This is a genomic window from Flavobacterium sp. UBA5153 (genome assembly GCA_002413745.1).
Taxonomy (GTDB): Bacteria; Bacteroidota; Bacteroidia; order Flavobacteriales; family Flavobacteriaceae; genus Flavobacterium.
Genome location: DHXP01000029.1, coordinates 1 through 257, shown reverse-complemented (window position 1 = coordinate 257; position 257 = coordinate 1). Strand labels below are relative to the sequence as shown.

Here is a 257-nt window from a genome sequence, read left to right as displayed (position 1 = left end):
ATATCACACCGCTTGGTATCTCCGGCACCTTTGCTTCAAGCAACAAGACTTTTGACGGTAATACCAGTGCCGCAGCTTCAGACCGTGCACTCGTTGGCGTAATCACCCCTGATGCTGTAACATTATCCGGTGGAACAGCTACTTTCGACACCAGAACCGTAGGTGTCGACAAAACAGTTACCCTGACAGGCGCAACCCTGGCTGGCACAGATGCTGGCAACTACACCCTGACCAGCGTGGCAACAACAACAGCTAAT

The 257-nt window shown here is 52.1% G+C and carries 1 protein-coding gene; it reads left to right on the top strand.

Translation table 11 applies throughout. The features are described 5' to 3' along the window. On the top strand, positions 1 to 257 hold a 257-nt coding region (locus B2145_RS06005), incomplete at both ends, for a YDG domain-containing protein (protein WP_291099630.1).